The 426-nt window shown below is 77.2% G+C and carries 1 pseudogene; it reads left to right on the forward strand.

Features of this window, described 5'->3' with window-relative positions:
• Window positions 1–381, forward strand: a pseudogene (locus EAD98_RS00075) (acyl-CoA dehydrogenase); the annotation flags it as partial.
• Between the last annotated feature and the right edge of the window lie 45 nt (window positions 382–426).

Below are 426 nucleotides of genomic sequence, written 5' to 3' on the forward strand. Positions count from 1 at the left end.
CGACCGGCTGCTGGGCGGGGTGGAGGTGTTGGCCCTGGTGGTCGCCCAGCTGATGCCGCACTGGTTGGTGGCCGGCTACGCGGCGGTCTACGTGGGGGTGGCCCGCGCCTCGTCCACCCGGCGGGCCGCCTCGGCCACCACCAGCTGGCCGGCGGGGGGGACGAGGCGCCGGGTGACGCGGAGACCAACCGCTGGGTGTGGCGGGCGAAGCTGCTCGCCGGCTCCTCGGCGACCCGGCGCGGCCATCCGTTGGAGCGGCTCTACCGGGACGCCCGCTGCGGCTCGCTGCACCCGGCCACGTCGGACGTCTGCGCCGACTGGCTCGGCATCGCGGCACTGGGCGGTGACCCGGACCGTGACGGATCGGCCCCGCGTTGGTGAGCCGGCGCGGCCGGGCCGGCTCACCAACGCGGGGCCGATCCGTCA

The organism is Micromonospora sp. CV4 (genome assembly GCF_003667455.1).
Classification (GTDB): domain Bacteria; phylum Actinomycetota; class Actinomycetes; order Mycobacteriales; family Micromonosporaceae; genus Micromonospora.